Annotated in this window: 23 protein-coding genes and 2 tRNA genes; 5 read left to right on the plus strand and 20 right to left on the minus strand. The window is 40.3% G+C overall.

The genetic code is table 11. From position 1 onward, the window contains the following. Positions 1-113: 113 nt before the first annotated feature. The 3 genes from G611_RS0107365 to G611_RS0107375 are packed head-to-tail and all read right to left on the minus strand — an operon-like array spanning position 114 to position 1,935. Complete coding sequence (locus tag G611_RS0107365; RefSeq protein ID WP_028243073.1) at positions 114-869, minus strand: hypothetical protein; 756 nt, start codon at positions 867-869, stop codon at positions 114-116. Next, positions 869-1,579, minus strand: coding sequence for an ABC transporter ATP-binding protein (locus tag G611_RS0107370; protein ID WP_028243074.1), 711 nt, complete (start codon positions 1,577-1,579; stop codon positions 869-871). The genes G611_RS0107365 and G611_RS0107370 overlap by 1 nt, the downstream gene beginning before the upstream one ends. 2 nt (positions 1,580-1,581) lie before the next feature. Next, on the minus strand, positions 1,582-1,935 hold the full coding sequence (locus G611_RS0107375) for a GntR family transcriptional regulator (protein ID WP_028243075.1): 354 nt from the start codon (positions 1,933-1,935) through the stop codon (positions 1,582-1,584). Positions 1,936-2,132: 197 nt separating this feature from the next. Here G611_RS0107375 and G611_RS14280 point away from each other — a divergent pair, with 197 nt between their 5' ends. Then, complete coding sequence (locus G611_RS14280) at positions 2,133-3,080, plus strand: P1 family peptidase (protein ID WP_036948570.1); 948 nt, start codon at positions 2,133-2,135, stop codon at positions 3,078-3,080. Between the two features lie 87 nt (positions 3,081-3,167). Here G611_RS14280 and G611_RS15330 read toward each other — a convergent pair whose 3' ends face one another. The 12 genes from G611_RS15330 to G611_RS0107440 form a co-directional block, all read right to left on the minus strand. Continuing rightward, entirely contained in the window at positions 3,168-3,989 is an 822-nt protein-coding gene (locus G611_RS15330; protein ID WP_051195152.1) for a hypothetical protein, read from the minus strand. Positions 3,990-4,572: 583 nt separating this feature from the next. Next, a tRNA-Leu gene (locus tag G611_RS0107390) sits at positions 4,573-4,652 on the minus strand. Between the two features lie 126 nt (positions 4,653-4,778). Beyond that, positions 4,779-5,192, minus strand: coding sequence for an ATP synthase F1 subunit epsilon (atpC, locus tag G611_RS0107395; RefSeq protein WP_028243076.1), 414 nt, complete (start codon positions 5,190-5,192; stop codon positions 4,779-4,781). A gap of 3 nt (positions 5,193-5,195) precedes the next feature. Then, the gene (atpD, locus tag G611_RS0107400) at positions 5,196-6,596 is read right to left on the minus strand and encodes a F0F1 ATP synthase subunit beta (protein ID WP_028243077.1); all 1,401 of its coding nucleotides are present in this window, start codon (positions 6,594-6,596) and stop codon (positions 5,196-5,198) included. Between the two features lie 43 nt (positions 6,597-6,639). Then, entirely contained in the window at positions 6,640-7,665 is a 1,026-nt protein-coding gene (gene atpG / locus G611_RS0107405) for an ATP synthase F1 subunit gamma (RefSeq protein ID WP_028243078.1), read from the minus strand. Between the two features lie 3 nt (positions 7,666-7,668). Beyond that, on the minus strand, positions 7,669-9,684 hold the full coding sequence (atpA, locus tag G611_RS0107410) for a F0F1 ATP synthase subunit alpha (RefSeq protein WP_028243079.1): 2,016 nt from the start codon (positions 9,682-9,684) through the stop codon (positions 7,669-7,671). Positions 9,685-9,686: 2 nt separating this feature from the next. Then, entirely contained in the window at positions 9,687-10,169 is a 483-nt protein-coding gene (gene atpF / locus G611_RS0107415; RefSeq protein WP_028243080.1) for a F0F1 ATP synthase subunit B, read from the minus strand. A 42-nt stretch (positions 10,170-10,211) separates the two neighbouring features. Then, entirely contained in the window at positions 10,212-10,433 is a 222-nt protein-coding gene (gene atpE / locus G611_RS0107420; protein WP_015548814.1) for an ATP synthase F0 subunit C, read from the minus strand. An 80-nt stretch (positions 10,434-10,513) separates the two neighbouring features. Further along, complete coding sequence (locus G611_RS0107425) at positions 10,514-11,200, minus strand: F0F1 ATP synthase subunit A (protein WP_036948575.1); 687 nt, start codon at positions 11,198-11,200, stop codon at positions 10,514-10,516. 141 nt (positions 11,201-11,341) lie between these two features. Next, positions 11,342-13,417, minus strand: coding sequence for a methyl-accepting chemotaxis protein (locus G611_RS0107430; RefSeq protein ID WP_028243082.1), 2,076 nt, complete (start codon positions 13,415-13,417; stop codon positions 11,342-11,344). A 159-nt stretch (positions 13,418-13,576) separates the two neighbouring features. Beyond that, on the minus strand, positions 13,577-14,869 hold the full coding sequence (locus G611_RS0107435; RefSeq protein WP_028243083.1) for an amidohydrolase family protein: 1,293 nt from the start codon (positions 14,867-14,869) through the stop codon (positions 13,577-13,579). A gap of 30 nt (positions 14,870-14,899) precedes the next feature. Beyond that, entirely contained in the window at positions 14,900-15,166 is a 267-nt protein-coding gene (locus G611_RS0107440; protein WP_028243084.1) for a hypothetical protein, read from the minus strand. A 176-nt stretch (positions 15,167-15,342) separates the two neighbouring features. On the opposite strand from G611_RS0107440, the gene G611_RS0107445 reads away from it, so the two are divergent. Beyond that, positions 15,343-15,414, plus strand: a tRNA-Glu gene (locus G611_RS0107445). Positions 15,415-15,533: 119 nt separating this feature from the next. Here G611_RS0107445 and aspS read toward each other — a convergent pair. The 3 genes from aspS to G611_RS0107460 form a co-directional block, all read right to left on the minus strand. Continuing rightward, on the minus strand, positions 15,534-17,300 hold the full coding sequence (gene aspS, locus G611_RS0107450) for an aspartate--tRNA ligase (protein ID WP_028243085.1): 1,767 nt from the start codon (positions 17,298-17,300) through the stop codon (positions 15,534-15,536). A 77-nt stretch (positions 17,301-17,377) separates the two neighbouring features. After that, entirely contained in the window at positions 17,378-17,842 is a 465-nt protein-coding gene (locus G611_RS0107455; RefSeq protein ID WP_028243086.1) for a Fur family transcriptional regulator, read from the minus strand. Between the two features lie 64 nt (positions 17,843-17,906). Next, positions 17,907-18,287 carry a metal-dependent transcriptional regulator gene (locus G611_RS0107460; RefSeq protein ID WP_028243087.1) on the minus strand — a complete coding sequence of 127 codons (381 nt, stop codon included), beginning with the start codon at positions 18,285-18,287 and terminating at the stop codon, positions 17,907-17,909. A gap of 256 nt (positions 18,288-18,543) precedes the next feature. Here G611_RS0107460 and G611_RS0107465 point away from each other — a divergent pair, with 256 nt between their 5' ends. Genes G611_RS0107465 through G611_RS0107475 form a run of 3 tightly spaced genes read left to right on the plus strand, consistent with a single transcriptional unit; the run spans position 18,544 to position 20,449 of the window. Beyond that, positions 18,544-18,981 (plus strand): hypothetical protein, encoded by a 438-nt coding sequence (locus G611_RS0107465; RefSeq protein ID WP_036948580.1) that lies wholly within the window; start codon positions 18,544-18,546, stop codon positions 18,979-18,981. A 2-nt stretch (positions 18,982-18,983) separates the two neighbouring features. Then, positions 18,984-19,835 carry a DUF5685 family protein gene (locus G611_RS0107470; RefSeq protein WP_028243089.1) on the plus strand — a complete coding sequence of 284 codons (852 nt, stop codon included), beginning with the start codon at positions 18,984-18,986 and terminating at the stop codon, positions 19,833-19,835. Further along, entirely contained in the window at positions 19,835-20,449 is a 615-nt protein-coding gene (locus G611_RS0107475; RefSeq protein ID WP_028243090.1) for a DnaJ domain-containing protein, read from the plus strand. The genes G611_RS0107470 and G611_RS0107475 overlap by 1 nt, the downstream gene beginning before the upstream one ends. Positions 20,450-20,540: 91 nt before the next feature. Here the strand turns inward: G611_RS0107475 and G611_RS0107480 are convergent, their stop codons facing one another. Together G611_RS0107480 and G611_RS0107485 are read right to left on the minus strand one after the other, a co-directional pair. Next, positions 20,541-21,473: a DUF4349 domain-containing protein gene (locus G611_RS0107480; protein ID WP_028243091.1), complete on the minus strand. Its 933-nt coding sequence runs from the start codon at positions 21,471-21,473 to the stop codon at positions 20,541-20,543. A gap of 33 nt (positions 21,474-21,506) precedes the next feature. Next, positions 21,507-22,340, minus strand: coding sequence for a YitT family protein (locus G611_RS0107485; RefSeq protein ID WP_028243092.1), 834 nt, complete (start codon positions 22,338-22,340; stop codon positions 21,507-21,509). Between the last annotated feature and the right edge of the window lie 33 nt (positions 22,341-22,373).

Genomic DNA, 22,373 nt, shown 5'->3' on the forward strand with positions numbered 1-22,373 from the left:
ATACGCGCAAAACGTTTTTATTCACATTTGCTAATCAGTGTATATTTAATACAAATCAAAGTAAATAGATGTCATAAATATTTTATATAATTTTTAGAATTACTTACATATCTTTAAACTGATAATTTGTTATCCATAACCCACGCAGTGATTACGTACATAATAACTGTAAATCCAATGTAGTAAATGAGGTTATATACCATTCTGCCAGTTGTGAATCCAATCATATCTGCTGAAGTAAAGCAGTCCATTACGAAATTATGAAGCTTCTCGATAAAACCTGTAATAACTAAATACATTATGAAGCTGATGATACCACTGCCCTTTTTACCATTAAGCACGCTGGCAGAAATAGTAACAGCAAAAAATCCTGTCACAATATTGAATATCCAAACGGCAATCATATCGAAACTAATCATAATAAATCTGTATGTATCTATTGAATAGTGTTCACCTAATATTTCATTTATAAAAGCAATCGCCTGTTCTATCTCTCCACTATATGCTGTAAGAATTGTAATATCGATGAGGGCTAATACCATATAAAATACACCAGTGAGCAAAATAGATCCGGCATTTTCAATAAGCTTTGCACCAAGAATCGTGTAACTATTGTGTGGTGTCATAAATAGCATATAGCTTTGCTTTGTTGTTATGTCCTTGTGTAATCTAAATATTCCATAGACACCTATGATAAAAAGTGCGCCAAATGTTGTAAGCATTAAAAATCCTATACCAGTACCGAGCATATCTTCATTCTTAGAAAATGTGCCTGCCAAAAACAACACTTCAAATATGGCTGTAAATACTAAAATGATTGCTTTTATCATCCAAGTTTTTCTGAACTCGTATTTAATAAGATTTCCCATTACTGAATTCCTCCCATATCTACATCTGAAAATACCTGACGGTATTTATCTGCAAGCGAAATATTATCTTCTGTTCTAAGGGCTTCAACGTCATAAATTCCTGCAAACTTTGAATTCTTAATGAAGATTGCCTTATCAACAACTGATTCTAATTCCTCTACCAAATGACTGGAAATCAAAAGAGTTTTTCCTTCATCTGCTGACATAAGAATCATGTTCATGACAGAATCTCTTGCTAATAAATCAATACCGTTAAGTGGTTCATCAAGCATATATACCTTGGCATCTCTTGCCATTGTAGCTGCCACCTTAAGCTTTGCCATCATGCCTGATGAAAGTGATTTAACCTTCAGCTTCTTCTCCAAATCCATCTTCTCAATTAGATAATCATATTTGTCCATCGAGAAATCCTTAAAGAAATCTGCGTAATATTTTCCAACATCACCAACTGTCATCCAATCGTAAAAATATGGCTCAGTTGACATGTATGCTATATCGTTTTTGGTTTCGATTGAAATTGGCTGGCCCATATATCTAATCTGGCCAGAGGTAGGCTTTATAAGGCCTGCTGCCATTTTCATCCATGTGGTTTTACCACTTCCGTTTGGTCCAAGCATTGCATATATATGCCCTGGCTCAAGCTGCATAGTGATTCCATCCACAGCTGTTTTGCCAACAAATTTTTTGGTTACTTCAATACTTTCTAGCATAGTTATTCCTCCCTTTGCTTTAGAAGCTCGATTGCTTCATCAATAGATATCCCTAATTCGCTAATCGATTTTAAAAATACATCTAAGGCTTCCTCTGCCATTTCTTTTTTCAACATCGCAATAACTCCTTCATCCTCTGTTACAAATGTGCCCATGCCTCGTTTGGTATAGCACACCCCTTCACGCTCCAGCTCCTGATACACCCTGGCGGCGGTATTGGGATTGATTGTATATGTTACTGCCAGCTCTCGACTGGATGGTAGCTTTTGCCCGCATTTTATCCGCTCGTTAATGATGTCTGTTTTGATAGAATCAATAACTTGCAGATAAATAGGTATTTTTGAATCGTATTGCATATCCACACTCCTCCTATTCGTTTGTACTAGTGTACTATCTGTATAGTACACTATGACATTAGGTTCGTCAATATTTTTTTACACATTTTTTTATAAAGAAGTATTATAATTAAACTCAGGTTTAGCGAAGCTCGCTGATTATGCTTAGTTGGCTGGGTGGGCAAAATCGATACTTTTAATGAATTGGGAGATATCAAATGTATAAACTTTTAAAAGAAATTCCTATTACAGATATTGGAAATGTAAAAATTGGCCAGGTAGAAAATGCTTATGCTGGCACAGGTGTTACTGTTATTATCGCACCTGACAGTGCACCATGTGGTTTAGATATTAGAGGTGGCGGTCCTGCCAGTAGAGAATCAGGTCTTATGGACCCACTTGCTGCCGCAGAGGTAATTCACGCTGTTGTTTTAGGTGGAGGTTCAGCATTTGGTTTGGATGCAGCTGGTGGTGTTATGAAATATTTAGCTGAAAATGGCATAGGTTTTCCTGTTGGAGATGTGGTTGTTCCACTTGTTTGCCAATCAGATATTTTTGATTTAGGCTATGGCAGAAATGATGTATACCCTGATAAGGAAATGGGTTACGAGGCTGCTTCTTTAGCTTTTGAAGGCGATGCTGGTAATTTCGAATCAGGCTCCTTTGGTGCTGGCTGCGGCGCCACAGTTGGAAAGCTTCTTGGCCCTGATAGATGTACAAAATCTGGCATCGCAAGCTTTGCTGTAGCTTTAGGTGAATTAAAGGTGGGCGCCATCGTCTGTACTAACGCTGTTGGTGATGTTTATGATTATGTAGACAACAAACGTATCGCTGGCGTGTTATCTGCTGACGGTTCTACCCTTAACGATGTTTCCTGCGAAGACCTTATGTACGACATGGTGGCAAATCCACCTACAGGCGTTACCACTAACACTACTATCGGTATCGTATTTACGAATGCAAAGTTCAACAAGACTCAGCTCTGCAAGCTTGCCGGCATGACACATGACGCTTACGCCCGCTGCATCCGCCCAGTCCACACATCCATGGACGGTGACAGCATCTACGCCATGTCCTTAGGTTCAGTGGAAGCTTCTTTGGATGTTGTTGGCACATTGGCAAACCAGGTAATGTGCGAAGCTATCAAGCGAAGTGTTTCAGTGTAATTTATGTGATTCATGTGATTCAGGGGTTAAATTGTAGGCTTGGGTGCTACAGTTTAACCCCTTTTTTATGGCCAGCTTCAATTTCATTTATAAATAGTCATTTATTATTGCTGTTATAGCTTTCACACTTAACCCATCCGCCCCCGTTTCAAAGGTGTAAAGCAAATTCTTCCCATACTCATACCCAAGCTCTCTATATTTCTCAATCTTTCTTATTGCTGCTGTGGCATACTCTGGCTTGTCCATCATCCCAAAATGCTCGTAGAAATACGTCTTTCTAGTAGCCAGGTTGAGCAAAGCAAAATCCGGATGCAGCCCCTTTATATTTAACTCACAGCTCGGCTCATACACATATGGCACCTTCTCCTTCGCCAGCTTATCCGCAATTATCTTCTCCGACTTAGACCTAACATGCTCCCCATTATCCGTATAATACGGCGTCTCCACCGGATACCTCTCCTTAAACGCATTTCCCTCCTCCCCCGCGAAGGCCCCCTTCCAGTCATATATATATCTAGCATCGTCTTTGTATTTGCTGTCTACTAAAGCTTTTCTTGTGTCCGACAAACTGTTAAATAACGCTTTCCCGTCATACGCAGGATAGCTCTGTATCGCAATTTCTAAGGCTGCAATTTGTTCATCTAGCATTTTCAATATTTGAAAATCAAAATCTCTTTGGGCTAATCTTCTAGCTATGCCTATATCTTCTTTCTTTATAAAGTTTCGCTGAACTTTTCCTCTTCCCCCGCCTTCCAGCATCTTGCACTTATAAAATTGCATGTACTTTCCTTTGTTCTTCTTAACTTCTAAGAAATAGCCATCATCATTTGGGTACAGCTTCTCCAATAATGCCTTTTCATGTTTAAGTTTTGCCAACTCCTTGTTCATAATGTCTTTAAAATCAATCAATCTTTTGCCTCCTTAATCAACAAATCTCTGCATTACCACTAGTAGCGCACTAATACGCATCCGCTAGTGGTACAAATTTCGACTTTTACCACTAGCACAATCAGATATAGCATTTACTAGTGGTACACTTTCCTAGCTTTACCACTAGCGATTAACTAATAACCGTTTACTAGTGGTAATGCTCCTGTTTTTTACCACTACCAACTACGTAAATAGCATTTGCTAGTGGTAATCACCAAATTCCTTACCTCTACCGCCTCCCCAAATAGCCCGAGCTAGTGGTAAAGGCCCTACGCAGGTTCAAGTCCTGTCACCCGCATACAGAAAAATGTCAGCTCCTTTCCCTATAAATATTCCTCTGTTCCCCTGCCATCGCTAAAAAAGCGTAGCAAAATAAACCTTATCAGCTTAGTTGCACTCTAAGTGATACGGTACGTCCAACTTACCATGAAAAATGCTATCGAATTGATAGCTATAAGAATGTTTAGCCTAACTAGAAAAGTGTAGGCAAATTATAAAAAGATTTCCCCGGTCTTTTATAACTATAAACAAAAAAACTCACATACGTAACGTATGTGAGTAATGCGGGTGACAGGACTTGAACCTGCACGGTCGCCCACTAGAACCTAAATCTAGCGCGTCTGCCAATTCCGCCACACCCGCGTAAAATCAAGGTTTCGATTAAAAAATCTACCGCCTCGAGTCGGCTCATCGACCTCAAATAATATATCATAATCCCCATTTAAAAGCAACAAAAAACTGCCAAAAACTTGGCAGTTTTTCTATTAATTATTTATGCTGACTCGCACCTTTAAGTCGAGCCATAGCGCGGGCCATATTAGCAATTGACATCTGGTGTTCGATATAGCTTTGCTTCTGCTGTAATGCATCCTGAGCACGCTCTAAAGCTTCCTGAGCTCTGAACGTATCGATGTCTTCTGGCTTCTCGCAAGAATATGCAAGAATCTTGACACCGCCGTCAGGATATACTGAAAGCAAGCCATCCGAAATGATTGCATGCTGCCAGGTCCCATCTTCAAGCTTGAAGCGAATCTCACCGATGTCTACCACACCAGTCATCTTTTCGTGATGATTCATGATAGCTATTTCACCATCATCTGCTGGGTAGATAAGCATTTCGCTTGGTCCATCGTAAAAGACTCCGTCGCAAGCTACTATTTTAAGATTAAATAATGATGCCATAAGCTACTCCTTTGAAAGCTGTGCAGCTTTCGCCTTAACATCTTCGATTGTTCCAACGTTGAAGAATGCAGCTTCTGGATATTCATCCATTTCACCATCAAGGATTGCCTTGAAGCCCTTAACTGTTTCTGCAACTGGAACGAACTGTCCCTTTACACCTGTGAAGTTCTCAGCAACTGAGAATGGCTGTGAAAGGAAACGCTGAACCTTACGTGCACGATAAACTGTAATTTTATCTTCGTCAGAAAGCTCTTCCATACCAAGGATTGCAATGATATCCTGGAGCTCTTTGTACTTCTGTAAGATTTCCTGTACTCCACGAGCTACTGCATAGTGCTCATCGCCTACAACGTCTGGCTCAAGGATACGTGATGTAGATTCAAGTGGATCAACGGCTGGATAAATACCCTGCTCTACAATCTTTCTTGAAAGAACTGTTGTTGCATCCAAGTGTGAGAATGTTGTAGCTGGTGCTGGGTCAGTTAAGTCATCAGCAGGTACGTATACGGCCTGAACTGATGTGATTGAACCGCTCTTTGTAGAAGCGATACGCTCCTGCAACTCACCTAAATCATTAGCAAGTGTTGGCTGGTAACCAACGGCTGATGGCATACGACCTAAAAGAGCCGAAACCTCTGAACCAGCCTGTACGAAACGGAAGATATTATCAATGAAAAGAAGAACATCCTGATGCTTAACATCACGGAAGTATTCTGCCATTGTAAGTCCTGTTTCAGCTACACGCATACGTGCTCCAGGTGGCTCGTTCATCTGACCGAAGACTAGGGCTGTCTTATCAAGAACTCCTGATTCGCCCATTTCTGTCCAAAGGTCATTACCTTCACGGGAACGCTCTCCAACACCTGTAAATATTGAATAACCACCGCTTTCTGTTGCGATGTTGTGGATAAGCTCCTGAATAAGAACTGTCTTACCTACACCGGCACCACCGAATAGACCGACCTTACCACCTTTAGCGTAAGGAGCAAGAAGATCGATAACCTTGATACCTGTTTCGAGCATTTCTACTACAGGGCTCTGATCCTCGAATGTAGGTGGCTCACGATGAATACACCAGTGCTCACCCTCGTCAAGTTTTTCACCATTATCAAGAGTGTCACCAAGTACGTTGAAGAGTCTGCCTAGAGTCTGCTCACCAACAGGAACGGAAATACCCTGTCCTGTTGCAACAACCTCCATATCACGGCAAAGGCCTTCAGATGGAGCAAGCATGATACATCTAACAACATTGAAACCAATGTGCTGACTGACCTCCATAACACGCTTTTCGTCACCAACCATTACGTACAATGCATCTCTGATTGCAGGTAAATCATTGCTTCTGAATTCCACATCGACTACAGGTCCGGAAACCTGTACGATTTTTCCTTTTAATTGTGACATATAGTTTCACCTCTCATTTCCAAGCAACGGTGCTCGAAAATAATTATTTGTTCTGTAATTTCTTTTTTTCTTTCTTTTTCTTAAGTGCCTTGGCACCACCGATTACCTCGGTAATTTCCTGTGTAATCTGGGCCTGACGCACTCTGTTGTATTCTATAGATAGATCATGAAGAATTGCCTCCGCATTATCAGTTGCAGATTGCATCGCCATCATTCTGGCGTTTTCCTCACTGGCTGAACATTCTACTAAAGCTCCATAGCAGAAGGCTGTAAAATGATTTTGTACAAGCTTCTCTAAGACAACTGAAACAGAAGGATAAAATGGAATGAAAGTATCTCCTTGTGATATAGCTTCCATTTCGTAGCTGTTGATGGAGTGAACGTGTTTTATACCTTCCTTCATCTCTCGAGATGCTTTACTTACGCCCTCGGAATCAGCTGCGATTTCTTCCGCCTGTTCCTTGATGAACTTGTGTGTCTTAAGTGGAAGTAGACGCTCTACACATACCTCCTCAGTGATTGAGTTAAGCATCTTTGTGTAGACCACATCTATCCTGTCAAGCTCACCCTTGTTGTACAAATCAATCATGTATGCTGCCATTACTCTAGCACGGTGCATAGATGGATTGTTTGATGAAAATCTGAAATTCTCGTCAACATTGTATCCACCGTTCATGAAGAATGAACGTCCAACCTCACCAACAACAAACAGTGTACATTCATCTCCCTCAGCTATACCTTTTACACGATCAACCGCAAGCTTAATGGCATTGTGATTGTAGGCACCTGCCATTCCTTTATCGCCTGTGAAGACGATGATTCCATGCTTTTTCACGGTCTCATGATCATCTTCTACTCGGTTATCAAAATAGATATGTCTGATATCTGGAAAATGAGCCAGGCATTCTGCTAGTCCAATCTGAGTACCCTTGAAAAATGGCTCAGTCTCTTCTAGCTTCTTTCTTGCCTTTCTCAGCTTCATTGAAGACATCATGTACATGGCTCTAGTAATCTTCATGGTATCCTGAATACTATTTATTCTATTTTGGATTTCCTTTGTACTAGCCATAGATTACTCCTGATTCTTCTTAAATTCAGTAGCAGCATCAATGATTGCAGCCTTTGTACCATCTGACAAATCCTTTGTAGATTCCAGCTGGCTGATGATATCTGAGTGCTCTGTCTTGAAGTAATTCAGCATATCTGTTCTGAACTTTCTGATATCCGAAAGTGCTACATCACTGAAGACGTGTGCATTAGCAGATACCAAAATGATTACCTGCTCTGCCATTGAGAATGGACGTGAAAGTGGCTGCTTCAAAAGCTCCATAAGAGCACGTCCATGAGCAAGCTGCTTCTTAGTTGCATCATCAAGATCTGATGAGAACTGAGTGAACACTTCCATTTCACGATACTGAGCAAGATCAATACGAACAGAACCTGCTGCCTTCTTCATAGCCTTTGTCTGAGCGGCACCACCTACACGGGAAACTGAAAGACCTACGTTTACCGCTGGACGCTGACCAGCATTGAAAAGCTCTGTCTCAAGGAATATCTGACCATCTGTGATGGAAATAACATTTGTAGGAATGTAAGCTGATAAGTCACCAGCCTGTGTTTCGATGATAGGAAGAGCTGTAATTGAACCGCCTCCTGCTTCATCTGTAATTCGTGCGCTTCGCTCTAACAATCTTGAGTGTAAGTAGAATACATCACCAGGATATGCCTCACGTCCTGGAGAACGCTCAAGAAGAAGTGAAATAGCACGGTATGCAACGGCATGCTTTGACAAATCATCATAAACGATAAGTACATCCTTGCCTGAATACATGAAGAATTCTGCAAGGGCTGTACCAGCATATGGTGCGATGTACTGCAATGATGCTGAATCTGATGCAGTAGCATTTACGATGATTGTGTAATCCATAGCACCGTTTTCTTTTAATGTATTTACAAGTTTTGCAACGGTAGATGCCTTCTGACCGATTGCAACGTAAACACAGATTACATCCTTGCCCTTCTGATTGATGATTGTATCAGTTGCAATTGATGTCTTACCTGTCTGTCTATCACCGATGATAAGCTCACGCTGACCACGTCCGATTGGGAACATAGAATCAATTGAAAGAAGACCTGTTTCCATTGGCTGGCTAACTGATTTTCTATCAACGATGCTTGGTGCTGGACATTCGATTGGTCTGTATCCATCAGCTTCGATTTCTCCAGCTCCATCAAGAGGAGAACCAAGTGCATCAACGATACGTCCAAGGAAGCCGTTACCTACTGGGATACCAGCCATCTTGCCTGTACGAACAACACGTGTACCCTCTTTAATCTCTGTGTCACGGCCGAATAGGATAACACCGATTTCATCACGACGAACATCCTGAACCATACCTTTGACACCACAATCAAAGATAACGATTTCACCATAGAAGGCATGATCGATACCATCGATATTGGCGATACCATCACCAACCCATGTTACGACACCAACTTCGTTATCCTTAATCTCTAGCTCAAATTCATCAACGCTAGCCTTCAAAATTGAAATGATGCTTTCATCAACTGCTGAAATACCAACTGCTGCGTCGATTTTTGTAGCTAACTGCTTGATACGGCCCTGTTCACTCCAGTCGTACTCTTTTGTTCCAACTGAAAGAATGAATCCACTCTTGATAGATGGATCACTTACAAGATCGATACCGATATCAGCGTTGCCTGTTTCCTTAACAAGGAATTTCTTAATTCCAGCAAGCTGCTCGTCTGATGGGGCTGTAACGTATCTAAGCTTTGCCTTTTCAACAACCTCTGATTTAGTAGCCTGGCTTTCCTCAAAGGCCTGTTTAATTTCATTAAATAAATCAAAATCTCCGTTTGAACATAGAAGCTTCAAGAAGTTTCTAATCTCATGTGGGAAGATACTATCTACAATGATACACTTTTTTGAAAGCTCAACTGTAGGATTACGTAACTCTTCGCCAACTGCAGGCACAGCTTCAAGAATAGAAGCGGCAGACTGCAAAAAAACTTCTGCATTAGCTACACTATGCAAACTATGTGCATATTCTAATGTTTTCTCTGTCACTTTTACTCACCTGCTTTACCGATAAACTCATCAAACAAGCTGCTATCAACTTCAGCACCTGTCTGACCACCAACAACCTTTGTAGTTGCATCAACAATAATATCTGCAATTTCTTTCTTAGCGCTGGCAATAATCTGCTCTTTCTCGCGATTTGCCTCTGTAGCTGCTGCTGTTTTAATCTCTGACGCATTAGCCTTAGCCTCAGCAACAATCTTCTGATATTGGCCATCTGCTGTTTTTCTTGCATCAGCTATAATCTGCTTCTTCTCTGTCTCAGCTTCTGCAACCTTCTGCTCATATTCTGCTGCAAGCTCATTAGCCTCGTTTTCCTTAGCTGTAGCTTTTGCATAAACCTCATTAGCTTCTTCCTGACGCTTTGCTATGATGTTAGCAATTGGCTTAAAGAAGAAGATTCTGAAAGCTACAAACAGGATAAGAAGATTGACTACTGTCCAAAGAATACTCCAAAATGAAATATTAATCATATATATTACCTATCCTTATATTTATAAAATATAAAATACTTATTACAATACGAACATTATCATAAGAGCGATAACGAAACCATAAATAGCTGTTGCTTCTGCAAGGGCACAACCTAAGATAAGGTTCTTCTGAATCTTACTCTCTGCTTCTGGCTGACGTGCAATACCTTCGCATGCCTTACCTGTTGCAATACCGATACCAATACCAGCACCAAGACCTGTTACTACTGCAATACCTGCTCCAACTGCGATTAAAGTGTTCATAAATTTTTCCTCCTAAGTCCGTTTGTTACGCTGACAAACTCGATAAATAATTAATAAATAAAAAATTTCTTTTCGTATGTTTATTCAATAGCTTCCTTAAGATACAAAGAAGTTAAGAATACGAAAACGTACGCCTGTAACAGTCCATCGAATAAATCAAAGTAGAGACTGAATACGGCTGGAATAACTGGTGGAACTACAATCTTGAGTAATTCCATGATAACAAATGCACCAAGTACATTACCAAAAAGTCGCATGCACAATGACAATGGACGGGTAAATACATCAAGGATGTTGAATGGTGTTACGATTGCAACTGGCTCAACGAATTTGTGTAGCCATTTCTTAACACCAAGATGATAAATACCAGCGGCTTCAACTAAAACAATACTCATAAGAGCAAGTGCTGCTGTAACATTTACATCCTTTGTAGGTGACTTAAAACCAAATAGACCTATTATGTTGGATAAACCAATGTATAAAAGTACTGTAACCAAATAACCAGTATAAGCTTTTCCTTCTTCACCTAAAGTGGCTCCAACAATAGCATTTAGTTTTTCGTAAATAAGCTCTGCAAAAGCCTGCTTTTTACTGATGTTTTGTGTCTTTAGTCCCGTAGTCAAGAAAATTGCCAAGAGAATAAGCACGGCCATAATAATCCAGGTAACTACCACTGATTCCATGACCGGAATTTCAAAACCACCAATGTGTAATCGAAATACCTCTTCACAATTAAGCTCTTCTACAAGCTTTTCTGCTAAAGTCAAGAAAACACCTCCTATTCTTTCTTTTGATAGCCATCATTTTAAACTTTTCTCACAAAAATATAAGATACAAATTGTAGAATATGTATAAATAAATAGACTTGACTTTTCGTTTGTCTATCTTTCAAAAACAAACTATATAACTTAGTCTGTCTCATTTAAGGCTATCGAGTCGTCCTTAAAGAACAGCATTTCTTCATTAAGTTTTTGTGCAATATCCTTCAAATCATCTGCTGAATTAGCAAGATTTGAAACTGTTGCAGAAAGCTCCTGAACTGATGCGCCAGTTGTTTCTGAGCTAGCTGCATTCTCTTCCGAAATTGCAGAAAGTGAAGACATTGCATCGGATACCACATCGTTTGATGTAACACATGTAGATGCGCCACCTGCGATATCTCTGATACCAACAACAGTGCCATCAATATCTTCAAGCATACCGTTTACAGATTCAAGAGTGCCACCAATAGCCTCCTGTTGCTCCAGGTTGCCCTGCTTAACCAGATTTGCTGCCGCAACAGCTGCCTCTGCCTGCTTCAAAAGCTCATCCATTTCAACTCGGATGGCCTGTGCCATGCTATCAGAATCATCCGCAAGCTTTCTGATTTCCTCCGCAACTACTGCGAAGCCCTTACCAGCCTCACCAGCACGGGCTGCCTCGATTGAAGCGTTAAGTGAAAGCAGGTTGGTCTGAGAAGCGATACCAGAAATGCCTTCTACTCTATCGTTGATATTAGCAACGGCACTCTGTGTAGCGGAAATTGTTCTTGCAATCTCTTCAATCTTTTCTGTCATATCGCTACTAGAATCCTTAAGATCGATAAGGGATTTGCTGGATGCCTGTGAAGCTTCCTTCATCTTTCCAGCTAAGCTCTCCACATTGTCTGTAGAATGCTGAACGCCGCCAACTGCATCTGTAATCTTTCCAACATTTTCAGCAGCCTCCTGGATTTCCTCGGCCTGCTGAACAGCACCTGTTGCAATCTCCTGCACTGCATTTGCTACAGTATCTGTTGTTGCAGCAATCTGATTTGCCATATCTGCCAAATCCTCTGATGATTTAGTAACAGTTGAGGCCGAGGTCTTGATTGCCGAAACGATACTTTCTAATTTATCAATAACTGAATTTGTACTTCTAACGATTTCACCAAATTCGTCTTTACGATTTGTGTAGCCTTCAATCTTCTTAAAACGACCATCTGCCAAAAGAGTTACTGTATTGGTAACTGCCACGATTGGTTTTGTAAAGCTTGTTGCAACATATACTGCAATAATAATACCTATTACTAACAGGATTACGCCGATTACAACAACTGTAAGGGCCGCCTTAATTGCATGTGCCATTATTTCTTTATCCTGCTGAGATACTGCAACATAATAACCGCTTATAGGTTCCTTAGCCCATGACATATATGTAAGATTTCCATCAAATGAAGATGTGATAAGACCGCTCGAATCAGATGATGTCATAAATTCATATCCGCTCAGATCATATTCATCCTCTGGTGTTATTTCGAACTGAGCATGAGCTACCATCATACCTTTAGTATCAGCAATAAATCCATCCGAAATATGTGCTGCCAAAAAATCATGTAATACGTTCAAGTCATAGCTTCTATGAATTGTTCCTATTATTTTAGAATGTGCCTCATTGTAAATAGGAACACATATAATCATAATTCTGTTTCCAGCACTTTTACTTACCACTACATCAGATACAGCAGTAGTGCCAGTTGCTAATGCTTGGCTGAAATACTCTCTATCTGAAATATTTGCCAATTCTTTTCTATCCGTTCTAAGAACCTGATCACCTGATGCAAATGTAAGAATTATACTCTTATTTCCATCATTCATATATTCATTCAATCCATCCATCTGAGCAAGCATTGCCGCGTCTGGTACTGCCTGTCCTTCAGTACCATAGGTCTCAAGAAAAGCAATGGTACTAGGAGATGTTGCAAATGCCTGTAGCATTGATGCATTCTTTTCAATAATCTGTTTAAATTCGGTTTCAACGATTGTTGTGTTTGATTTAAGCAAATCTAACGCATCCTGCTTAGCCTTACTGGTTGAGCTATTGTAACTTATTATGATTGCAATAATCAGCGGAACAGCAACTAACGCCGCAATCAAACAAATCAGCTTTGTCTTGATGCTATCTTTAGGCGCTATAGTTTTTGTCGTTTCTTGCTTAACGGAAGTCTTTTTTATCTTCTTGCCCATATTCGCCTCCTTTGCACAGCGAACCAATTCTAGCATTAATTTTACAATAGGATTTCTCGAAATATGTGTGGCATCTGTTAAATAAATGTGTTCAAATATTCATTTTTTTATGCTCCAACATATAAAAAAAGAGTAGCCCCAAAAGGACTACTCTTACTATTATTCTGCACTTGAATAAATCTTATTACCTTTAACGTATTTATCTGTGATAAATGCATCGGCGTCGTTGTAAACCATACGCTCGATTCTTTCTCTAACAGACATATCTCGCATTGAATACATCTTGCTGTCATCGATAACTACAGCATCGAATTCGTATCCATCCTTAAATGTACCAACCTTGCCAAAATAGCTTCCGCCACCTAATGTAGCAAGATAGAACATTTCCTCAAATGATAATGGCTTTACATTAGTATCTACTAAACGGTAGTACATCTTTGAAGCCTGAAGAGAAATAAGCATTGTCTTAATCATGTTCATAGATGAGCCTGCTGCCACATCTGTACCAAGACCAACATTAATACCTGCATCTATAAACTTACGTATAGGTGCAATACCTGACGTAAGGTTCATGTTTGAATCTGCGCAATGTGCAATATATGCACCGTGCTTTTTAAGGATTCGCATTTCTTCCTCATCTGAATAAACACAGTGTGCCATGATTGTAGGAAGCTCTGCTGTACCCATTGTATCGAATATTTCGTATGCATTTGCATAGCTGGTAGATTCAGGTACAAGCTCCTTAACCCATGCAACCTCTGACTGGTTTTCTGAAAGATGTGACTGAATTCTAAGTCCTCTTTCAGCTGACATCTTACCAAGTCCTCTCATCAAATCATCTGAGCAAGATGGAATGAATCTAGGTGTAAGGATTGGCATGGTGTTTTTGTATCTGCCCTGGATGGCCTCTAACCATTCTACCGTAGCCTTAAGAGATGCAGCTGCATCTTCCTCTTCAAGTCCGACGCCACCATTTCTATCCATGTTTACCTTACCAACGTAGGTAATCATGCCTGTCTTTTCAAGCTGATCCATAAGCTCTATGGTAGCTTCATTGTGAAGTGTGGCAAATACAACTGCACGTGTGGTAAAGCAGCGACGTAAATCCTCTGAGAAATATTCATATGCCTTGCGAGCATAAGCTAAGTCAGAATACTTAGCCTCCTCAGGGAATGTGTATTTGCTAAGCCACTCCAAAAGTTCCTCATCCATACCGATTCCACGGAAGGTGTACTGAGGCGCATGAACATGCAAATCAGTCATTCCTGGAATGATAAGCTTATCGCCATAATCATATACTGGTAAATCCTTGTACTTGTCTGGAAGTTGGGAAAAGGCACCCTTACAGATGCCGTCCACACAAACCACATAGCCATTGCTATATGTAACTATACTTTTACTTCCCTCCGAGAAGGCAATGCCTCCGCGAAGGACAAAACTGTTATTACTCATAAAACCGCTAAAGCGGGTCCCTCCTATCTGCTAGCCTTGTAAACCTCTAGCCTGTCTATCCATATCTTCTACTACGATATCGTAGATTTCGCCAAGTGTACGGCAGTACTCAAGTACCTTCCATGGCTCGTTTGTATGATAGTGAATCTTGATAAGCTCCTCATCACCTACAGCAAGAAGGCTGTCTCCAACAAAGTGCTCTGTGATGTAATCGTTGATTGCATCCTCATCAAGATCCTCTCCTTCAATAAGAAGCTGTGTATCATATCTAAATTCAATTGACTGCTCTGGTAACATTTTATTTCCCTCCTAATAATTAGTATTTATTCTCTTAAAAGCAAGTAAGATTTTATCATATATTTGCCAAAAAGTAACTATCGAAAAAAATTGTAAAAAAGTTGTTGACATAATGTATTTTATACTGTAATATTATCTTCGTTGCTGAGGCAAACACAAAAGAAAACAGCGAATATGGTTCCTTGGTCAAGCGGTTAAGACGTCGCCCTCTCACGGCGAAAACAGCGGTTCGATTCCGCTAGGAACTGCTAAAAGCACTGCAAATCGCAGTGCTTTTTTTGTACCCATTTTTAGCTTCTATCCTTATGCATTGGACTGTAGTCTTTGAGGGCATAAAAAAAGCCAGCGAAAATTCGCTGGCTTTTAATTATTTATCTTCTTTAGGCATTACGATAGCGATGTGTACTTCATCAAGCTGCTTCTGATCTACTGTTGCAGGAGCGTCCATCATAATATCCTGTGCGTTCTTATTCATAGGGAATGGAATAATCTCACGGATTGATTCCTCACCAGCAATAAGCATAACCATACGGTCTACACCAGGAGCGATACCGCCGTGTGGTGGTGCACCATAAGTAAATGCGTTGTACATAGCTGGGAATTTAGCCTTAACATCTTCCTCACCAAGACCTACAATCTTGAATGCCTCGATCATGATTTCAGGATCGTGGTTACGGATAGCACCAGATGAAAGCTCTACACCGTTACATACTAAATCGTACTGATATGCAAGGATATCAAGTGGCTCCTTAGTCTGAAGTGCTTCCTTACCGCCCTGTGGCATTGAGAATGGGTTGTGACAGAACTCAAGCTCTCCTGACTCTTCACCGATTTCGTACATTGGGAAATCAACGATCCAGCAGAACTCGTATGTGTCCTTCTTCATGTGACCTTCTGCTGCTGCACCAAGAAGCTTTCTGAATACACCAGCAGTCTTTTGAGCAACAAGAAGTGGACCTGCAGCAAGACCAACGAAATCACCAGGCTTAAGACCAAGCTTATCTATAACAGCAGCTTTTCGTTCCTGAAGGAACTTAGCGATACCACCAACAAGCTCTCCGTTTTCGTCAAGCTTGAACCAGTATGTCTTCTGAGCTGTAGCAACTTCTACTTCAGCAATCATAGCATCAATCTGCTTACGTGTAGCTGTAAGATTATCAACAACGATAGCCTTAACTACATTGCCCTCGAATGGGCCAAATCCGCAATCAGCCATAACATCTGTAGCGTCCTGAAGAACAAGGTCGATACGAAGGTCTGGCTTGTCTGAACCGTACTTATCCATAGCCTCAAGATATGGGATACGTACGAATGGAGCTGTTGAAGCGCTCTTGTATACACCGTACTTTGCAAAGATTGGTGGAAGTACGTCCTCGATAACTGCGAAGACATCTTCCTGAGATGCAAATGCCATCTCCATATCAAGCTGATAGAACTCTCCTGGAGAACGGTCAGCACGTGCATCCTCGTCACGGAAACAAGGTGCAATCTGGAAATATCTATCAAAACCAGATGCCATAAGGATCTGCTTGAACTGCTGTGGTGCCTGTGGAAGGGCGTAGAACTTACCTGGGTGATTACGAGCTGGTACAAGGTAATCACGTGCGCCTTCTGGTGAAGAGCATGTAAGGATTGGTGTTGTGATTTCCATGAAATCATGTGCAATCATAGCTGCTCTTAATTCAGCAACGATTTTGCTTCTAAGAACGATTTTGCTCTTAACCTCTGGATTACGAAGGTCAAGATAACGATATTTTAAACGTGTATTCTCATCAGCTTCCTTTGAACGATTTATTTCGAATGGGAGCTCGTTGTGAGTACACTTTCCAAGTACTTCAATGCTAGTAGGAACTACCTCTATTTCACCTGTAGGAAGCTCTGTGTTCTTAGAAGAACGCTCACGAACTGTACCAGTAACTGAAATAGTAGATTCCTTATTAACAGAATCAATGACAGCCATCATTTCTTCTGTCTCAACGACTATCTGTGTAGTGCCATAGAAATCACGAAGGATAACGAAACCAAGATTCTTTGACACTTTTCTGATGTTTTCAAACCAACCAACTAATGTAACTTCTTTGCCAGCATCTGCAAGACGTAGCTCGTTACAGTTGTGTGTACGTGACTGGGTCATTTTATATCTCCTCTTCTATAATGAATAACATAGGGCCATTTAGCCCACGCTAAACAGCCCTTTAATAATACACCTTTTTAATATGCAAGTCTAGATATCTTGTGAGACTTATCTAGTTTTCCAGTGGCTTTCATACCGGCCTCTAAAAGCTTTGTAAGCTCCTCTCTTCCGATGACTATTTTGGTGTCATCATCTAAGGTAACAACCACGTTTGTTTCGCAATTAGCACAGCTTCCGCCAGGACAGCCTTCATCGCAATCTGCATCCTCACATAGATTAGCACAGTTAGTGCAATCCACCTGATACATGTTTTTGCGATTGATTACGCCGATTTCCTCTAGGGTGTTAACCATGCGGTATACTGTGGCGCTACCTATATTCTTATCCTTTTTAACAGCTTCGCGATATATTTCCTTAACGCAGGATGGGTCACTGTTAAGTATGATATCCAAAATCGTAAGACGCTGCTTTGTAATTCGACAGCCAGATTCTCGCAGCTGCTGTATGATAATATCCCTCTGTTCTGTTTCCATTACATCCATTTCACTACCTCTGCCTACTCAGAAAAAAATCCCAGCCCCTAAGGGCTGGAAATCATAGTTAATGTTACTTTAAAATCTTGTCTTTAGCGTAATCTCTGACAGCCTTGAAGCTTTCCTTGCTGATTACGTGTTCAATACGACATGCATCCTCAGCTGCTATCTCCTCATCAACACCAAGCTTAACAAGAATTTCTGTAATAAGCTCGTGTCTTTCAAGAATCATTTCAGCAATTGCCTTGCCTTCATCTGTAAGATATATGTATCCAGCATCTGTAACTGTAATGTGGTTCTTTTCCCTGAGGTTCTTCATTGCAATGCTGACTGATGACTTTTTGAAATTCAGTTCGTTGGCAATATCAACAGAACGGACAACTGGTAATCTTTTGCTAAGAATTAAAATAGTCTCTAAATAGTTTTCTGCTGATTCGTTAACAAATGTTCTCAAAACGTTTACCTCCTAATTATAAATGGATTAGAAATTTCAATTGCACACAACCCACTTATACTGAATAGGTTATCACACTTCTTACTCTTGTGCAACTGTATAAACTATAGTTAGTTTACCCTAACTGTAACCTTTTTTCAAGTATTCTAAATCAAATCTTAAACTTTTCTAAAATAACTCTATAAACTGTTGACGATGACGTGATTTCCGTTTAAAGTGCAACTATGGTTTTTTAAAGCCGACACAGGAGGCCCATATGAACGATTTCAGATATCGCTTGGCAAAATTTTTTAATGGACGTACAGGAGTGGATGCATTAGGACGCACATTTACATGGCTTGCGCTTATCCTTATGTTTCTTACTATGATTACCCACTCTAATATAGTTTATTTACTCGCCATGGCATGTTTAATCTATAGTATATGGCGAATGTTTTCCAAGAATTACCAAAAGCGCTACAATGAAAATGCTATCTTCTTACAAAAGACAGCTGGTATTCGTAGTAAGCTTTCAGTATTACCATTTAAGATAAAAACTTTTTTCAACAAAACAAAAGCTGAATACAACCAGCGAAAGGTATATGCTATTTTCAAATGCCCTAGCTGCAAGCAAAAGCTTCGCGCTCCTAAAGGACGTGGAAAGATTCAGGTAACCTGTAGTAGATGTCATTCAGTATTCATTAAAAAGGTGTAATCTTGTTTGGATATATTAACGCTGATATAAAACAACTATCAGAAGAAGACAAAAATAAATACAGACAGTTTTACTGCGGACTATGTCATGCTCTTGGCAAGACAGCCGGCTTCAAGGGCCAGATGCTGCTTAATTACGATCTTTGTTTTTTAGCAATTCTTCTCCAAAGCCTCTATGAGCCAGAGCTTTCTGCAGACAAAACCTGGTGTGTTATCCACCCTTTCAAGAAAAAACCTTTCTTTGAAAGCGAAGCCATCTCCTACGCAGCTGACATGGATATCATCCTGTCATACTACAGCCTGATGGATAACTACACTGATGATAACTCAAAGCTTGCCAAGGTCGCTGCAGACAGTCTTAAAAATAATTACAAGGTTATTAAGGATAAATATCCTAGACAGGTAGCCGCAATTGAACAATATATTAAGAATCTTTCAGTGGCTGAGGCTGCTAATGAAACCAACATCGACAAGATTTCCAGCTACACAGGCGAAATGCTTGGCACTCTTATGAACTGGAAAGACGATGCCTGGGGTAAGACTCTTCACTGCATGGGATTTCACATGGGTAAATTCATTTACATTTTGGATGCCTATGATGATTTAAAAAAAGACGAAAAGCATGGAAGCTTTAATCCACTGCTATTTTTGAGAAATGAATCGCCAAAGGAATTTGAGACCTTCGTGAGAATTAACCTCACCTCTCTCATGGCAGAATGTGCCAAGGGCTTTGAGCGATTGCCTATAGTTGAAAATGCAGATATTCTTAGAAACATCATTTATTCCGGTGTTTGGACTAAATATGAATATCTTCAAATAAAAGATAAAAAATCCACTAACAAGGAGAAGCCTTGATGATAGATCCTTACAGAGTTCTGGGCGTTGAAAGAGGCGCCTCAGACGAGGAAATCAAAAAAGCATATAGAAGCTTAAGCCGTAAATATCATCCTGATGCTAACATCAATAATCCTAACAAGGAACAGGCTGAGGAACGATTCAAAGAAATCCAGGCTGCCTACAATCAGATTATGGATGAGCGTCAAAACGGCAGCTACTCTAACAGCTATTCTGGTGGATTTGGTTACGAAAATAACAGCTCTGGCGGCTACAACTTGCAAATGCAGGCTGCCGCTAATTACATTAACGCAAGACAGTTTGCTCAGGCTTTAAATGTACTTCATTCCATCCCTGATAGCGGACGAAACGGACAGTGGTATTTCTTCGCTGCCGTTGCTTCACAGGGACTTGGCAATCTAAACGATGCCAGAGAATACATTTCTCGCGCTATCGCTTTAGAGCCTAGCAATTTTAGATACAGACAATTTCAGCAAAGCATTGACTTCGGTAGTAGTTGGTATAACACCACAGGTGCAGGCTACGGCTACACCAGACCTTATTCAGGGGTTACCAGATGGTGCGTAAGTATGATAATATTAAATCTGCTTTGCAATATATGTTGTTGCTTTTAAGAGATTATTACTAGGTCATTCGGACCGTTCATATATTTTCTCCCTTCAAAGAACCCGCGGGCTTCAGCCACCCGCGGGTTCTTTACTTTCCTTATTTATCTTGTACCTCTTTGTTTTTCTTTTCCTTTTTAATCTTTCTCTTTTTGTGAATCCTAATTATAACTACAACTACTATTGCTACTATAATAATGTATGGCAATAAATATATTAAACCAATCACAAGATTCTGAAGGAATTCAATAAATCCTGTAAAGGAACCTGCAAATGCTTCTGCAAAACGATTCCATGCACTGTCTGCCTTTACCTCTGAATAGGTAACAACTTCACTGATATCTACTGAAACTGTGCTGTAGTCTATCTTGTCATCATAGGTCTTTTTCTGTGCTGTGTAGCTTTCAATCTGATATTGAACATCATTTATTCTGTCTTCTATTTCAAGAAGGTCTGTTACGTTATCAGCTTCTGCTTCCAGCTCCTGAAGACGCTCAAGCTTTGTATTTAAGCTCTTTAATCTGGCCTGAACATCAACATAGCTTGATGTGATATCCTCAACATTTTCACTTTTAGATGTAAGGGAGCCTACATCTCCAACGCTGGACATAAAGTCCTGATACTTGTCTGCTGGAATTCTGGCTTGCATGTTGGCACTGCGGCCGCCGTATTCTACGCTTCCGTAGGTAGAATTGCTTTCAAGATAACCACCATTTGCGGATACAAGCTCTTTTACTCTGGCAACATCTTCGTCGAACTTCTTGGTTTCTAAGCTAATGTTTGAGTTATACACAAGCTTTCTTGAGGTATCATAGCCAGATAAATCTACATCTTCCCCCTCTGCGCCCTCATCTGCAGTCATTTCGGTATCCACGTCGTAATCCTCTACTGCCGTCTCCTCAAAGCCAACAGCATCTTTTGCCATGAATGAATTAGATGCCTGCTTTAAAGAGCCTACACTAGAGCTGCCACCACAGGCTGTGGCAAAAGCCATGGTGCATACTGCGATTAACACTAATAATCTTTTTTTCATAATAAAGCCTCACCTTCCTTACTAGTCAAAAATCTATCTTAATATTTCATCAATAGTAGATACTGTACTAAAACTACCTGAGTGATTAGAAATAATTTCCTTCATAATTGGCAGTTCGAAATAACTGATGTAGCAAATCAAGGTATTGTTCTCCCCTGCTATGGCACCTCTGGAATCCATGATTGTGCAGGTCTTGTTGAGCCTCTTTTTAATGTCATCGATAATGTTATCAGGGTCCTGGGTGATAATGGTAACCTGCTTAATGGCTTCGAAATGGTCTGTGTAATGATCGATAACAGTGGTAGCCACCACATAAACCAAAAGACTAAGCAATGCCGCTGTCATATCTATCGTGAAAAACACCGTGAAATAAACCAATGCATTGAATGCAAGCAAAACGGGCGTCATGCTGTAATTTCGACCTGTTTTATCAGATAGGCGCTTAACAACTATGTTGGCTAATATCTCAGAACCATCTATGCATCCACCATTTCGAAGGATAAGGGATAGGCCTGCCCCAAGGATTGCCCCGCCAAAAGCAACTGCAAGGAAATGCTCGGTGTTAAGCTCGAAGGGAATCTCCTCGAAAAAATGGATTCCCAAAGTGTAGGTCAAAGAACCTAATGTAGCTTTGATAGTGAAGCTTTTTCCAAGCACTACGTGTCCTGCAATTATAAAAGGTATAAACACTAAAAATACAAGAGGCGCCAGTGAAAGCCCAGTAAGCTTACTGATAATGATGGCAACCCCTGCTGTTCCATAATCAATGGCGTCATTTGGCAATATAATCAGTGCGACTGAAAAACTGGCCATTATGGCTCCAACTATAATAAATATGTACTGTAAAATCCCTTGAGTTTTCTTCATATATACCTTTCTACTGTAAATGTTCTGTAAAAT

The sequence above is a fragment of the Pseudobutyrivibrio ruminis AD2017 genome, from assembly GCF_000424305.1.
GTDB lineage: Bacteria > Bacillota > Clostridia > Lachnospirales > Lachnospiraceae > Pseudobutyrivibrio > Pseudobutyrivibrio ruminis_B.

What these genes read in the sequence shown, in the direction of transcription:
- G611_RS0107365 (WP_028243073.1), bottom strand. Translation starts at nt 869, where the DNA reads ATGGGAAATCTTATTAAATACGAGTTCAGAAAAACTTGGATGATAAAA.
- G611_RS0107370 (WP_028243074.1), bottom strand. Translation starts at nt 1,579, where the DNA reads ATGCTAGAAAGTATTGAAGTAACCAAAAAATTTGTTGGCAAAACAGCT.
- G611_RS0107375 (WP_028243075.1), bottom strand. Translation starts at nt 1,935, where the DNA reads ATGCAATACGATTCAAAAATACCTATTTATCTGCAAGTTATTGATTCT.
- G611_RS14280 (WP_036948570.1), top strand. Translation starts at nt 2,133, where the DNA reads ATGTATAAACTTTTAAAAGAAATTCCTATTACAGATATTGGAAATGTA.
- atpC (WP_028243076.1), bottom strand. Translation starts at nt 5,192, where the DNA reads ATGGCATCATTATTTAATCTTAAAATAGTAGCTTGCGACGGAGTCTTT.
- atpD (WP_028243077.1), bottom strand. Translation starts at nt 6,596, where the DNA reads ATGTCACAATTAAAAGGAAAAATCGTACAGGTTTCCGGACCTGTAGTC.
- atpG (WP_028243078.1), bottom strand. Translation starts at nt 7,665, where the DNA reads ATGGCTAGTACAAAGGAAATCCAAAATAGAATAAATAGTATTCAGGAT.
- atpF (WP_028243080.1), bottom strand. Translation starts at nt 10,169, where the DNA reads ATGATTAATATTTCATTTTGGAGTATTCTTTGGACAGTAGTCAATCTT.
- atpE (WP_015548814.1), bottom strand. Translation starts at nt 10,433, where the DNA reads ATGAACACTTTAATCGCAGTTGGAGCAGGTATTGCAGTAGTAACAGGT.
- G611_RS0107430 (WP_028243082.1), bottom strand. Translation starts at nt 13,417, where the DNA reads ATGGGCAAGAAGATAAAAAAGACTTCCGTTAAGCAAGAAACGACAAAA.
- G611_RS0107435 (WP_028243083.1), bottom strand. Translation starts at nt 14,869, where the DNA reads ATGAGTAATAACAGTTTTGTCCTTCGCGGAGGCATTGCCTTCTCGGAG.
- G611_RS0107440 (WP_028243084.1), bottom strand. Translation starts at nt 15,166, where the DNA reads ATGTTACCAGAGCAGTCAATTGAATTTAGATATGATACACAGCTTCTT.
- aspS (WP_028243085.1), bottom strand. Translation starts at nt 17,300, where the DNA reads ATGACCCAGTCACGTACACACAACTGTAACGAGCTACGTCTTGCAGAT.
- G611_RS0107455 (WP_028243086.1), bottom strand. Translation starts at nt 17,842, where the DNA reads ATGGATGTAATGGAAACAGAACAGAGGGATATTATCATACAGCAGCTG.
- G611_RS0107465 (WP_036948580.1), top strand. Translation starts at nt 18,544, where the DNA reads ATGAACGATTTCAGATATCGCTTGGCAAAATTTTTTAATGGACGTACA.
- G611_RS0107475 (WP_028243090.1), top strand. Translation starts at nt 19,835, where the DNA reads ATGATAGATCCTTACAGAGTTCTGGGCGTTGAAAGAGGCGCCTCAGAC.
- G611_RS0107480 (WP_028243091.1), bottom strand. Translation starts at nt 21,473, where the DNA reads ATGAAAAAAAGATTATTAGTGTTAATCGCAGTATGCACCATGGCTTTT.
- G611_RS0107485 (WP_028243092.1), bottom strand. Translation starts at nt 22,340, where the DNA reads ATGAAGAAAACTCAAGGGATTTTACAGTACATATTTATTATAGTTGGA.